The sequence below is a fragment of the Pantoea sp. Pa-EAmG genome, assembly GCF_030024295.1.
Classification (GTDB): domain Bacteria; phylum Pseudomonadota; class Gammaproteobacteria; order Enterobacterales; family Enterobacteriaceae; genus Pantoea; species Pantoea dispersa.
The window spans coordinates 1-12,689 of record NZ_JASEWO010000018.1 but is presented as its reverse complement, the minus strand read 5'-3'; the positions used below and the strand labels follow the sequence as shown (position 1 = coordinate 12,689).

General features: G+C 59.5%; 13 protein-coding genes. 2 read left to right on the top strand and 11 right to left on the bottom strand.

Features of this window, described 5'->3' with window-relative positions:
• Nucleotides 1-8: 8 nt before the first annotated feature.
• Both bamC and dapA read right to left on the bottom strand, forming a co-directional pair.
• The gene (gene bamC, locus QMM04_RS04505; RefSeq protein WP_282995716.1) at nucleotides 9-1,040 is read right to left on the bottom strand and encodes an outer membrane protein assembly factor BamC; all 1,032 of its coding nucleotides are present in this window, start codon (nucleotides 1,038-1,040) and stop codon (nucleotides 9-11) included.
• A 14-nt stretch (nucleotides 1,041-1,054) separates the two neighbouring features.
• The gene (gene dapA, locus QMM04_RS04500; RefSeq protein ID WP_059011706.1) at nucleotides 1,055-1,933 is read right to left on the bottom strand and encodes a 4-hydroxy-tetrahydrodipicolinate synthase; all 879 of its coding nucleotides are present in this window, start codon (nucleotides 1,931-1,933) and stop codon (nucleotides 1,055-1,057) included.
• Nucleotides 1,934-2,073: 140 nt separating this feature from the next.
• Between dapA and QMM04_RS04495 the strand changes: the two genes are divergently transcribed.
• Nucleotides 2,074-2,643 carry a glycine cleavage system transcriptional repressor gene (locus tag QMM04_RS04495; RefSeq protein WP_199189001.1) on the top strand — a complete coding sequence of 190 codons (570 nt, stop codon included), beginning with the start codon at nucleotides 2,074-2,076 and terminating at the stop codon, nucleotides 2,641-2,643.
• 142 nt (nucleotides 2,644-2,785) lie between these two features.
• Nucleotides 2,786-3,253, top strand: a complete 468-nt coding sequence (bcp, locus tag QMM04_RS04490; protein ID WP_021506602.1) for a thioredoxin-dependent thiol peroxidase — start codon at nucleotides 2,786-2,788, stop codon at nucleotides 3,251-3,253.
• A gap of 57 nt (nucleotides 3,254-3,310) precedes the next feature.
• Here the strand turns inward: bcp and QMM04_RS04485 are convergent, their stop codons facing one another.
• From QMM04_RS04485 to QMM04_RS04445, 9 genes are all read right to left on the bottom strand, one after another.
• The gene (locus tag QMM04_RS04485) at nucleotides 3,311-4,906 is read right to left on the bottom strand and encodes a sensor domain-containing diguanylate cyclase (protein ID WP_021506601.1); all 1,596 of its coding nucleotides are present in this window, start codon (nucleotides 4,904-4,906) and stop codon (nucleotides 3,311-3,313) included.
• Nucleotides 4,907-5,072: 166 nt separating this feature from the next.
• Nucleotides 5,073-5,903 (bottom strand): phosphodiesterase, encoded by an 831-nt coding sequence (locus tag QMM04_RS04480; RefSeq protein ID WP_282995715.1) that lies wholly within the window; start codon nucleotides 5,901-5,903, stop codon nucleotides 5,073-5,075.
• 12 nt (nucleotides 5,904-5,915) lie between these two features.
• Nucleotides 5,916-6,902: an ABC transporter ATP-binding protein gene (locus tag QMM04_RS04475; protein ID WP_058758326.1), complete on the bottom strand. Its 987-nt coding sequence runs from the start codon at nucleotides 6,900-6,902 to the stop codon at nucleotides 5,916-5,918.
• A complete protein-coding gene (locus tag QMM04_RS04470) occupies nucleotides 6,899-7,711 on the bottom strand; it encodes an ABC transporter permease subunit (RefSeq protein ID WP_021506598.1) in 813 nt (270 codons plus the stop codon). Before QMM04_RS04470 ends, QMM04_RS04475 begins: the two co-directional genes overlap by 4 nt.
• Nucleotides 7,708-8,565: an ABC transporter permease gene (locus QMM04_RS04465; protein WP_059011715.1), complete on the bottom strand. Its 858-nt coding sequence runs from the start codon at nucleotides 8,563-8,565 to the stop codon at nucleotides 7,708-7,710. Before QMM04_RS04465 ends, QMM04_RS04470 begins: the two co-directional genes overlap by 4 nt.
• On the bottom strand, nucleotides 8,565-9,569 hold the full coding sequence (locus QMM04_RS04460; protein WP_282995722.1) for an ABC transporter substrate-binding protein: 1,005 nt from the start codon (nucleotides 9,567-9,569) through the stop codon (nucleotides 8,565-8,567). The genes QMM04_RS04465 and QMM04_RS04460 overlap by 1 nt, the downstream gene beginning before the upstream one ends.
• Nucleotides 9,559-10,581 carry a substrate-binding domain-containing protein gene (locus tag QMM04_RS04455; RefSeq protein WP_021506595.1) on the bottom strand — a complete coding sequence of 341 codons (1,023 nt, stop codon included), beginning with the start codon at nucleotides 10,579-10,581 and terminating at the stop codon, nucleotides 9,559-9,561. Before QMM04_RS04455 ends, QMM04_RS04460 begins: the two co-directional genes overlap by 11 nt.
• 124 nt (nucleotides 10,582-10,705) lie before the next feature.
• Entirely contained in the window at nucleotides 10,706-11,314 is a 609-nt protein-coding gene (locus QMM04_RS04450) for a DsrE family protein (RefSeq protein WP_021506594.1), read from the bottom strand.
• Between the two features lie 27 nt (nucleotides 11,315-11,341).
• Nucleotides 11,342-11,947: a DsrE family protein gene (locus QMM04_RS04445; protein ID WP_021506593.1), complete on the bottom strand. Its 606-nt coding sequence runs from the start codon at nucleotides 11,945-11,947 to the stop codon at nucleotides 11,342-11,344.
• Between the last annotated feature and the right edge of the window lie 742 nt (nucleotides 11,948-12,689).

Here is a 12,689-nt window from a genome sequence, read left to right as displayed (position 1 = left end):
TATTGCATTTATTTGTTCAGCGCGCCCTGCAGGACCGCCACCAGCGCATCATTCTGCGCCTGGGTGAGTACGTGTCCTTTCGGATCGATGATCTGCAGGCTGCTGCGGTTATCGAGATCGCCCACCTGCAACTTGTAGTCGCCGTTTGGCAGTTCCGGATCTTTCGCGCCGATATCGTCAAACGCGCTGCTGCCCGGCTGCTTGTAGGTCACTTTCAGACTGCCCTGCGAGCGGTTGTCATCGGTAACTTCCATGCCCATACGCTTCAGTGCCGCCGGCAGACGCTGCCAGGTGACGTTAAACGGTGAGCGCAGCACCAGCAGTGGCAGACCGGTGTCGTCCGCGCCGCTCTGGACATCAATCTGTCCGCTGGCACGTCCGGCAGCCGCATCCTGGCTGGCGGTATCGATCTTATCCAGACCGGTGCTGATGTCATTCAGCATCTGACCGGTATAGCGCTGAACCTGGACCGGCGTGGTGACCGTCTGGCCCTGCTGCTGCAGTTCCAGCAGACGTACGGTCAGCACCTGCTGATAGCCCTGGTTCTGCACGCTGATCTGGTAACGGCCGCGATACTGGTTATCTTCGTCAGCACGGTTCCACTGCACCCAGTCGGTGGTGAGCTGCTGCGCCGCATCATCACGCTGGGCAACCGGGAATTTGTACGACTGCACCACGTTCACCACCTGCGACCAGATGGAGCCACGGTTGCTGTCAACCGCCAGCACGCCGGTGTTACCGGTGAACTGCGCGCGGGTGCCGTTCATCAGCGCCAGCGGCTGCGCCGGCGGACGGATGTCGAGCTCTTTACCCAGCGCGCCTTTCGCCACGCTGTGCGGCACATCGTAATCACCATTCTGCAGCGGCAGAATCATGCCCGCCGGGGCTTTTAAATCATGCAGTTCAGGCGCCTGCAGGTAAGATTCATCACCGCTGACCTGGCGCTTATAACGCTGATCGCTGGAACAAGCTGTTAGCAGCATCAGGGTGGACAAGCCCACCACGGTTGCCAGCGTCGAGCGCTTAACTGAATAACTCATTGATTCTCCCTAAATTATCGCAGACCCGCCTGGATCAGCGCCTGCGTGGTTTTCGCCTGACCGGCTTCGGTCAGCGGCGTCATCGGCAAGCGCAGCGTGTCATCGGCGATTAATCCTAGCTGTTTCGCGGCCCATTTCACCGGGATAGGATTCGGTTCACAGAAAAGCGTCTGGTGCAGGTGCATCAGACGCTGATTCAGGCGACGCGCTTCGGCAAATTTGCCCTCTTGTGCCAGCGCACAGAGTTCAACCATTTCACGTGCTGCAATGTTAGCCGTGACCGAAATAACGCCTTTGCCGCCCAGTTGCATGGAGTCCAGCGCTGTCGCGTCATCACCGCTGACAATAATGAACTCATCTCCAACCAGCTGTTGGATCTGCGAAATACGCGATAAGTTCCCGGTGGCCTCTTTGATTCCGATAATATTTTTGATTTCAGCCAGGCGGGCAACGGTTTCCGGCAGCATGTCACAGCCGGTGCGTGACGGGACGTTATACAGCATCTGGGGCAGATCGGTGCTTTCGGCGATCGCTTTGAAGTGCTGGTACAGACCTTCCTGCGTCGGACGGTTGTAGTACGGGGTCACGGTGAGGCAGCCGACTACGCCGGTGCCGGTAAAGCGTTTTGTCAGAGAGATCCCTTCGGCGGTGGCATTCGCGCCGGTCCCGGCAATCACGGGAATGCGGCCATCGGCCAGCTCCAGGGTTTGCATCACCACATCGCCATGCTCTTCATGGCTGAGGGTCGCGGATTCGCCGGTGGTGCCAACAGAAACAATCGCCGCCGTACCGCTGGCGACATGATAATCAATCAGTTTTTTCAGACTTGCGCGGCAGACATCACCTTTTTCATTCAAAGGCGTAATGAGCGCAACAATACTTCCGGTGAACATGGGCTATCCCCTCGACAAACAAGTGCCTCATGTTACGTTTTACCTCGAAAGAAAAGCAAGTGAGCCAAGCCATTCCCGCGCTTGTCAGCAGTTTTTTTTATGTTTACCTTATGGTTATTAGCGAACGTACAGGAAACGCCATTTTGCCGCAGTCACAGCCGCACCATCTAGTGATCACCGCTCTGGGCGTTGATCGTCCGGGTATCGTCAATACCATTACCCGCCACGTCAGCAGCTGCGGTTGCAACATTGAAGACAGCCGCCTGGCGATGCTGGGCGACGAGTTCACCTTTATTATGCTGCTCTCCGGCAGCTGGAACGCCATTACCCTGATTGAGTCGACCCTGCCGATGAAGGGTGCCGAACTGGAACTACTGATCGTGATGAAGCGCACCAACGCGCGCGTCACGCCGCCGATGCCCGCCACCGTCTGGGTACAGGTGGAAGTGCCGGACTCACCGCATATCATCGAACGCTTCACCGATCTGTTCGATAAACATCAGATGAACATCGCCGAGCTGGTGTCGCGCATCACGCCCGCCCAGGACGACGAGCCGCCGGTGCTCTATATTCAGATGACCGCGCACAGCCCGGCGAATCATGCCAGCGCACCGTTTGAGCAGGCTTTCCATCGGCTGTGCGAAGAACTGCATGCACAAGGTTCAATTCGCCTCTATAGTGTCACCGACGACGCGCACAGCGCCGTCTGAATCAGGCTCCGGGTTATTCCGCCACACACTCTGCCGCGCTGGCATACCGTGTAGTGAAATAACCCTGAGGTAAACTCCACCTGGCGCTTTTGCCGCTGATGGTGTATTACCCACAGCATGAAGAAAAAAATGGAGAGTTGTGATGAATCCACTGAAAGCCGGTGATACCGCACCGAAATTTAGCTTGCCCGATCAGGACGGCGAACAAGTAAATTTGGCCGACTTCCAGGGACAGCGCGTTCTGGTCTATTTCTACCCGAAAGCCATGACGCCGGGCTGCACCACGCAGGCCTGTGGTCTGCGCGATAACATGGATGATTTAAAGAAGGCGGGCGTGGAAGTGCTGGGCATCAGCACCGACAAGCCGGAAAAACTGTCTCGCTTTGTCGAGAAAGAGTTGCTCAACTTCACCCTGCTGTCGGATGAAGATCATCAGGTTTGCGAGCAGTTTGGCGTCTGGGGTGAGAAAACCTTTATGGGGAAAACCTACGACGGCATTCACCGCATCAGCTTCCTGATTGGTGGCGATGGCAAAGTGGAGAAGGTGTTCGACGATTTTAAAACCTCGAACCACCACGATATCGTGCTCGATTACCTGAAATCAGCCTGATTACCAACGGGTGCCAGCCAGGCACCCGTTTTTTTATCCTGCTGTGACGCTGCGTGATTAATAACGCGAAACCGTGCTGGCCAGCGCCTCCTGCCCGGCGATCACCACGCAGTTACGTCCGGCGTTTTTCGCCTGATACAGCGCATCATCGGCCTGCTTCAGAATCTGTTCCTGACTGCCGTGCGTCGGCTGCCAGCTGGCGATACCAATCGAAATCGTGATCTGCCCGACCGGATCAATCCAGCCGCCGGCAATGCTGGTGCGCACACGCTCCGCAATCACCCGCGCTTCATCAGGGGCGGTGGCGGGTAGCAGCATTAGAAACTCCTCGCCGCCGTTGCGGCACACCACGTCGGTTTGACGCGCGCTCTGGCGCAGCGTGCGCGCCACCTGTTTGATCACCTCGTCGCCAACATCATGCCCGAAGTTATCATTCACCCGTTTGAAGTGGTCAATATCCAGCGCCAGCACGGCAAACGGCTGCTGCATGGTATCGAAATAGTCGAGCACCGCGCTCAGACCGCGGCGATTGAGCAGGCTGGTCATGGGATCGCTCTGCACCTCTGACTTAAGCCGGCCGATTTTATCCTGCACCAGACCAATACCGGTGAGCAGCGCGCGCTTCACCTGTGCCGCTTCAAAGTACCAGGCGCGGATCACGCCAATTTCCCCGGAAACGCCCTGGGTATCCATCTGGCTGGCTTTGCGCGCCAGCTGCCACAGTGGCAAGGCAATCAGCCGGGCCAGAATCACCGCCACCAGCAGTGTCAGCAGCGCAAACGGCACCGAATTCTTCAGCACCTGTAGCAGCAGCCCGGAGAGCGGCGCCAGCGTGACGTTTGTCGGCTTGAGCGCCACCACCATCCAGCCGGTAGTGGGAACCACAGCGTAGCCCGCCAGCTTCGCGGTGCCCTCTTCCGTCAGCTGAACTTCGCCATTGCTGTGCTCCTGGCGCTGACGATCGCTGACGATGCCCGGCACGTTTTTGCCAATCAGCTGATTGTTCTGGTGATACAGCACGCGGTTTTCGCGATCCAGCACGTAAACATGGGTGCCGTCACGATAGTACTGCTCGCCGAGCAGCACGTTAAGAATGCTCTTTTTCTTCAGATAAATAGTGCCGCCGACGTAGCCAAGATAGCGCCCATCGGTGCTCCATACCGGCCAGGAAACAAACACCAGCAGGTTATTGGTGGCAGAAATGGTGGGCCGGCTGACCATCGGCTGGCGCTGCGCCAGCGCTTCGCGCGAAGACTGGCTGGTGAGCTGCATGCCTTTCAGCATCAGCGATTCCGGCGAAATGGCTTTAATCACGCCGTTGCTGTCGACAATCGCCACCGAGTTAAAGCTGCTGGTCTGCTCGCGCAGTCGGTTCACTTCCTGCTGCAGCAGTTCGGGATTATCGAAATCTTTACCCAGCTGATTGGCGCTGTAGTGCAGCTGCGACTGCGCCAGCTGGAAAAACACTTCGGTGGTGGCCGCCAGCTTGGTGGCGTAAGCGCGATTGGCTTCAAGGGTGCTTTCGATCAGCACCATGCGCTGTACGCGCCAGGTGGCGTACAGCGTATTAGCCAGTGTGATGACGATACTGGTGATCGCCAGCAGCGCAATCAGCGTGCGCAGATCAGTTTTTGGCCGGATGCGCGTTAACATGGCGCAACCGCCCTGGTGAGTAGCTTCATAAGTTAGCGTGCCTGACTATCTTGTTATAATTGGAGGTGTTTACCCTGGTGAGGTAACAGACAATTGTACACCTCTGAGCCAAATTGACTACGACGCAGACCCTCAGGAACGCTTTTTTATTGTGCTATTACTGGTGCTAATCAATTAAACCCTGCGCATCGTAAAACGGCCACGGTCCTGGATAATCGCCGATCGCGCACAGATGCGTAGTCATCCCCTGCTGCGGCTGCCAGCGATGCAGCAGAAAACCGGGCGGTTCCAGCACAAAGTTCGCCGGACCGTGGTCACGCAAATCCAGTGCCACCTGATGCGACACACCGGGCGCCACGCAGGCCAGCGTGCCGGCAAAACGCGCCTGCACCGAGCGGTGCAGGTGGCCGCTCAACACCCGTTCCACCTGGGGATGCTGACCAACGATGGCAGCCAGCGCCGCCGGATTGCGCAGCGGCTGCCGATCCATATGGCCAATGCCGCTCAGGAACGGCGGATGATGCAGCAGCACCAGCGTCGGCAAATCCGGTTCACGCGCCAGCTGCTCTGCCAGCCATTGCAGCTGTGCGTCATCGACGTAGCCCCACGGCTGATGCGGTACGCTGGAGTCGAGCGCCAGCAGCTGCAGATGATTCACACGCATCTGCCAGTTGAGCGTTTCGCCGTGCTGCAGGTAGTGATGCTCCGGAAACGCGGCGCGCAGCTGCTGGCGATCGTCGTGATTGCCCGGCATCAGCAGGAACGGCAGCTGCAGATGGCGCAGCGCCTCGCGCAGCGTCTGGTACTCTTCCGCAGTGCCAAAATCCACCAGGTCGCCGGTAATCACCACCGTATCCGGTCGCGGCACCAGCTGATTCAGCGTGTCGATCACCCGCAGCAGCGCAGCATGCGTATCCACTTTTTTATAGGAGAGACGGCCATGGGCCTTGATGTGTAAATCGCTGATTTGCGCAATCAGCGTTATTGCGTCAGTCACAACAGCTCCTTATCAGGCAGAAAAGTGCAGCGCGGCATCCTGCGCCAGCGTCCAGCTTACCGGCTGGCCGGCGTGCCAGGCTTCGCGCGCGTGGCGATCAACCTGGATCGGCGCCGCCAGCCCGATATCAATACTCAGCCGCTGCGCAGCGCCGAGAAAGGTGGTGCCGAGGATAAAACCAGGGCGTGCGTAGCGCTGGTCCGCCGCCAGCAGCACATCCTCCGGGCGGCAGAAATGCTGCGGATTGCCACGCGCATCGACCCCGACACAGTTAATCGCGCCGACAAAATCCGCCACAAACTGTGACGCCGGGCGCTGGTAAATATTTTGCGGCGTATCGATCTGCACCAAACGTCCCTGCTCCATCACCGCAATGCGATCGCCCAGCGCCATCGCTTCCTGCTGATCGTGCGTGACGTAGACGGCGGTGATCGCCAGCTGTTTCAGCAGCGCGCCAATCTCCAGCCGCAGCCGGTCGCGCAGGCGCGCATCGAGCGCCGCCAGCGGCTCATCAAACAGCAGCACCTTCGGACGCGCCGCCAGCGCACGAGCCAGCGCTACGCGCTGCTTTTGACCGCCCGACAGCTTGTCGATGCTGCGCTGCGTCAGCGCGCTGAGATCCACCAGGGCCAGCATCTCCTGCACGCGCGCGTCGCGTTCGGCGCGCGCCACGCCCTGCACTTTCAGGCCGTAGGCGACGTTTTGCGCCACGTTGAGATGGGGAAACAGCGCGTAGTTCTGGAACACCATGCCCACGTTGCGTTTCTCGATCGGCAGCGCTGTCACGTTACGATCGTCAAACCACACTTCGCCGCCGTCGTCACAGCGCTCCAGGCCACTGATGATGCGCAGCGTGGTGGTTTTGCCACAGCCGGACGGACCGAGCAGCACCAGGGTTTCGCCAGGCTGCACCGTCAGATCGAGCGGCTGCAGCGCCAGCTGGTGATTAAAGTGCCGCGCACAGTGGCGCAGCGTAACGGTTACGGCCGCAGGGTTCATGCCGCCTCCTTATTAGCACGCGTGAGCGTACGGTTGAGCCAGTGATTGACCGCGTTGAGCATCAGCAGCAGCGGCAGAATCAGCAGAATAAAGATCAGCGTGTAGGCCGATCCCACTTCCAGTCGCATTGAGGCATAGCTGTCTGCCAGCCCCACCGGCAGCGTTTTTGTCAGCGGCGTATGCAGCATCCAGGTGATGTTGAACTCACCCACCGACAGGGTGATCACCATAAACGCTCCGGCGAGAATGCCGTTGCGACAGTTGGGCACCACCACGGTAAAAAAGCGCTGCCACAGGCTGGCACCGAGACTGGCCGCCGCCTCTTCCAGCCGCGGCATCTCCACCGCCTGCATCACCGCCAGCACTGGGCGCAGCATGAACGGCAAGGTAAACAGCACGTGACCGATCAGAATGAACAGCCAGCTATCGCGCAGGCCGGAGAACTGGCCGTACAGCAGAATGATGCCCAGCGCGGTGGCGAGGCCCGGCAGCGCGACCGGCAGCATCAGGCACTCTTCGATGCGCGCCGCCCAGCGCCGCGGCGCTTTTAGCAATCCCCACGCTGCCGGCACGCCGATCAGCAGCGTGATCAGCAGGCAGGCCAGCGCAATCAGCAGTGACAGCCAGAAGGTGTCGGCGTAAAGCTGCCATACCTGGGTCACCCACTTCAGCGTCAGGCCGCTGCGCAGGCCGGTAAAGTAGTTGTTGGTCACGCCGGCCAGCATCGACAGCACCACCGGCACGATCATGAACAGCGCGGTGAGCACGGTGACCAGCAGTTGCAGGCTGAACAGGCCGCGACGTCTCATGTCACCTCCTGGTGAGCCAGTCGGCGCGCCAGCATCAGTGCCAGCCAGGCGACGCCGCCCATCACCACCGACAGCGCGGCGGCGGTGGCGAAATTGGCGTAGTTGGTGAATTCGCCGTAAATGGTCAGCGGCAGCACCGCCAGATCGGTGCCCAGGGTAAACGCAGTACCGAAGGCACCCATGCTGGTGGCAAAACAGAGCGCGCCGGTGGAGAGCAGCGCCGGCTGCAGCCCCGGCACAATCACATCCCAGGTGATGCGCCACTGACTGGCGCCCAGCGAACGCGCCGCCTCTTCGAGAGAACGGTCGAGTTTTTCACTCGCCGCCACCAGCGTGATGATGGCGCGCGGCAGTGAAAAATAGAGATAGCCAATAAACAGGCCGGTAAACGAATAGGCCAGCATCCAGCGCTCGTGAAACAGCGCCAGGCTGATTTGCGCCAGCAGTCCCTGACGGCCCGCCAGCATCACCACCAGAAATCCCACCACCACGCCCGGAAAGGCCAGCGGAAACGTCAGCAGCGCCAGCAGCGTGCTGCGTCCGCTGAAGCGCTGGCGTGCCAGAAAGCAGCCGACTGTCGCGGCGATGGTCAGCGTCACCAGCGTGACGGCGAGCGACAGCAGCACGGTGTTCAGCAGGCTGAGCAGGTAGTGCGGCTGGGTCAGTACCGTCCAGTAGCCGCTGTGCCGGGTGCTGCGGTCGTCCTGCATCGCCATCTGCAGCAGCCGGACAAACGGCAGCAGCCAGAAGGCGCAGAAGAACAGCAGCGCCGGCAGCGTCAGCCATAGCCAGCGGCTGCCGGCCAGGCGCGGTGTCCGGCGGCACGAAGCCGCCAGGGTATCGGTCATCGCCATCAGCGAATCTCACTCAGATAGCGCGCCGAGAAAGCTTTCTGCGCTGCCGCCATCTGCTGATAGTCAACAGTGTGCGCACGCGCATAGTCGCTGTCCGGCAGGAAATATTTCTTCGCTTCTGCGCTCATGGCGCCTGTGCGCACCGGGCGCAGGAACGCGCTGGCCCAGATGGCCTGCCCTTTGTCCGACAGCACATAGTCGATCACTTTTTTGCCGTTCGCCGCGTGCGGTGCATTCTTCACCAGGCTAATGACGTACGGCACCGTTACCGTGCCCTCTTTGGGAATAACAAAGGCGACGTTAGCGTGATCTTTGTAGCGGGCGCGGTAAGCGTTGAAGTCATAATCGAGCAGAATCGGGATCTCGCCGGAAATCAGCCGCGCATACGCGGTCTGCTTAGGCACGATAGGCTGATTCGCCTGCAGCTTTTTGAACCAGTTCAGCGCCGGCGTGAAGTCCTGCATGTTGCCGCCCTTCGCCTGGTTGACTGCCACCGCCGCCACGTAACCGACAAAGGCGCTGGCCGGATCGAGATAACCAATCATGCCTTTGTATTCCGGCTTCAGCAGGTCGTCCAAGGATTGCGGCACCGGCGCGCCGCCCAGCGCATCGACGTTGACCATAAAGCCCATGGTGCCCGAGTGCAGCGCCACCCATTTGCCGTTGCTGTCTTTCATGCCGGCAGGAATGTCATCCCAGTGCGCCGGTTTGTAACTGGCGACCACGCCGGCGCTGTCGGCCTGAATGCCGAAGCTGACGCCGTAATAGACCACGTCGGCCACCGGATTGCCCTGCTCAGCCACCAGCTGCGCCAGCGCCTGGCCGGAGTTTTTGTTGTCCTGCGGCACCTGAATGCCGGTGTCTCTGGCAATCGCTTTGAGCTGAGTGCCCCAGTCGGCCCACTCGGGCGGACAGTTGTAACAGATGGCGGTTTCCGCCGCCTGCGTCAGGCTGGTAAACAACGCGATGGCGCCGGCGTAAATTTTTACTTTTTTATGCAGCATCATGAGGTTCCCTGGTGGTGGCAATAAACGCGGGGGCAGCAACACTCTCACCGCTCCGCAACTGATGTGGCAGCACGCGGGTGCCGCGGCTGACGTTATGCAACAACATATCGATGGCGCAGGCGCCGAGCCGTTCGGCGGGCTGCGCTACGCTGGCCAGCGACGGGGCCATTTGTGCCCCCATCGCAATCCCGTCAAAGCCCATCACCGCGAGCTGCTGTGGCACAGGCACGCCCGCGCGCGCCGCCGCGCCAATCAGGCTGATGGCCAGCAGGTCGTTAGTGCAGATTACGGCGCTGAGCGGGGTGGCACCGCCGAGCATCGGGGCCAGCAGCGTAAAGTCGGATTGGGTGTGGCTGGCCATCTCAATCACCGGCAGCGCCGTCAGGCCCGCGTGCTGCATGGCATCGCAATAGCCCTGATAGCGCAGGCGCGCACGGTCTGACTGCAGCATCGGTCCGGCGACCATGGCAATGCGGCGATGACCAAGCGCCAGCAGCTGTGCGGTGGCTTCGCGCATCGCCTGGCGGTTATCCACGCACACCGCCGGCCAGTGGCTGTGCTGCGGCACGTTATGCGCCAGCACAAACGGCAGGCCAGCCGCCTGCAGCGTGCTGAGCACCGCGCTGTTATCCGCGTCGGCCACCGTCAGGACCAGGCCCGCCACGCGCTGGCGCAGCATATGTTCAACGATGGCGGCTTCGCGCTCGGGCTGGTAATCGCTGGTGGCCACCAGCAGGCCATAGCCGGCGTCGCGCGCCTGGCGCTCCATCGCCTGCAGCTGGCAGGAGAAGATCGGGTTAAGCAGCGAGGGCAGCAGCACGCCGAAGGTGGTGGAGTGCTGCGTGCGCAGCTGGCGCGCGATGTGGTTAGGACGAAAGCCGAGCTGCTCCGACGCCGCCAGCACTCTCTCCAGCGTGTCGCGCCGCAGCAGATGGGGATCGGAAAAGGCGCGCGCGGCCGTGGCGCGTGAAACGCCTGCCAGCTTTGCCACCGTGAGTAAGTCGGACATGTTCGCCTCGTAAAGTGCCGATGAGATCGATCTCATTGGCGCCTAAACTAACGGCGAACTGTGACAGTGACATCGCGAAGGGATGACGAAAAGATGACAGCAGCCTGCACTGCTGTCGGCAGGATTACAGCATCAGGAAGGCGTACCCTTCATTTTGCAGCGACGCGACGGTGGTGCCGCTGGAGAGCGTATGCGTGACGCGGGTGTCAATCCAGTCGCGCTCCAGCTGATGGAAGGCCACTGACTGGTCGCAAATGGTCACTTTCACCCCGGCTTTCTTCAGCTCATCAATCAGCTTCAGGTTAGGGTTATCGCTGCCGTATGCTTTACGGAACTGATCATTATTGAGCGCGGCCGGCACCGCATCGCTGTTGATCGACACCACAAAGTTGAGCTGATTCAGCGGCACGCCGGCCGCGTAATAGAGGTTGGTGACGCGTGCCACGCGCTCAAGGCCGAGGTTTGGCTGATGGATATCCCCTTCACTGCGGTTGATCTGAAACACAATCTTATTGCTCAGCCCGGGCGTGTTGGCCGGGTTGTAATCCGGCGTGTTAACAAAGTGAATTTTACCGTAACCGGCAATCGCCGGCGTGCTCCAGAAATCCGCCGGTTCGGTTTTCTGGTCAGCGAATTTGCCGCTGACTTTATCCACCAGTTCCGGCAGCTGCAGCACATTTCCGCCGACAAAGCCCGCCAGCGCGGCGATAACAATATAGGATGCTGGACGCATGACACTTCTCCTTAACCAAAGACGCGATTACATCTGTAAAAAGGCATAGCCCTGATTTTCCAGCGTCGACACCGTGGTCGGGCTGGATAATGCATGAATCACCGACCGGTCGATCCAGTCGCGCGGATAGTGATGGAACGCCACCGACTGATCGCACACCGAGACTTTGACGCCCAGCTTGTTCAGCGCGCCAATCAGCGCGAGGTTGGGGTTATCGACGCCGTAAAACTGCTTAAAATGCGCGTTATCCAGCGTGGCGGGCGTGGCATCGCCGGTCATCGACACCACAAACTGCAGCTGTTCGGCCGGTACGCCAGCGGCGATGTACAGATTGACCACACGCGCCACGCGCTCCAGCCCGAGGTTAGGTCGTTTGATATCGCCTTCATTGCGGGTCAGCTGGAATACCACTTTGTTGCTCAGCCCCACCGCCGGTTTAAACGCGGCGTCGGCTTCATAATGAATTTTGCCGTAGCCCGCGACCGCCGGCGTGCTCCAGAACCCGTCCGGATCGGCAGGTTCGGCGGAAAAATGGCCCGCGATGCGCTGATACAGGTCATCGCTTTTGATTACGGCGGCACCGACCATCCCACCCACGATGGCAATCAGGGCGTAGGAAACAACAGAACGCATAGAAACTCTCCGGCATGTACTGCGCGTTAATTCACAGTCCGTTTGAAAAAGTGCTTTATCTATACCACAGCGCGCGGCGGGCAAAACGCCTGTACTGGCGGGCTGTCCGGCGTTTGGCTGCCAGCAGAAATCATTGCGCCAGCTGATTGAATAAGGCTGTTGATTGAGCGGTGCGGGCGAGTTGAAAAATAGCTGGCCGGAAATACCGGCAGTCACCAGGCAGAGGGATGCATGGCAGATGACAGCGCCTCATCGTGCGGGTTAATACTGTCATCGCGCGCCGCCAGTTGACCAGTGAGCAAAACCTGACCATTCATTTCTGGGCTGGTGATGCACGGCCAGAGCAGCACGATAAAAATCACTGATGGATAAAGCGGGCCAACCGTAGCTTTTCGGGCGTGTTTTTCAGAGTAAACCTGGAAAAAACCATGCCAGATTCAATTATTTTGAGCAACTTTACGTAACTTTAATTTCATCAGGGCGCTGCGCCGTTTTCTTTTGCCTTTTCGCTATTCAATTTTTTGCTACAAATTTCGCGTCAGTCAGCCATTCTTTGCCATCACGTCAATGTGACGGCGGCATTTGCTTGTATCCTCACTGTGGTTAAGATAGAGCCGCGGCAGAAAAGGAAACGCCGCCACAGAACATTGGCATGACTTTCCTGTCCAATGGCAGGAGACTTTTACAGGATCAAGGCATGTTTAACCGGTTGAAAAAATCAGTGCTGGCGGCCCTTATTCCT